Here is a 419-nt window from a genome sequence, read left to right as displayed (position 1 = left end):
GTTTTCTCCAGGCAGCAATGTAAACTCCGCGGTTATAGGAACTGTCTTTTGTCTCCCGGTCAATAAAATATTCGGTGTAGTCTCCTATAGTTACCACCTGATTTTCACTTAAAATAATTTCGGGCTTACCATATTCCTCGAGATACAGGTAATGTGTCTTTAAAAAATCGTTCCATTCTGCCCTGGGCCCTTCAACCCCTTTCTGCACCTCTCCGTTAGTTGGCACCCTTACAAAATCTTTTTCATAATAATCGAAAAATTCATCTGTTCCCTTAGCATAGGAGTCATACATGTTGTTATACGCTTCTAAAACTTCACTGGAAGTATCTTGCGCGGAAATCACTTCATTTTTCTCTTCAATACAGCCGGATAAAATGAAACTAAACAGAATTAATAGTGATACATTTTTCTTAACCTGA

General features: G+C 38.2%; 1 protein-coding gene. It reads right to left on the bottom strand.

From position 1 onward, the window contains the following. On the bottom strand, positions 1 to 343 hold a 343-nt coding region (locus tag HC175_RS19340), incomplete at its 3' end, for a hypothetical protein (protein WP_168139767.1). Positions 344 to 419: the final 76 nt, after the last annotated feature.

The organism is Salinimicrobium oceani (assembly GCF_012037645.1).
Note: the sequence above shows the minus strand (reverse complement) of the source record. Positions and strands in the feature narration are given on the sequence as shown.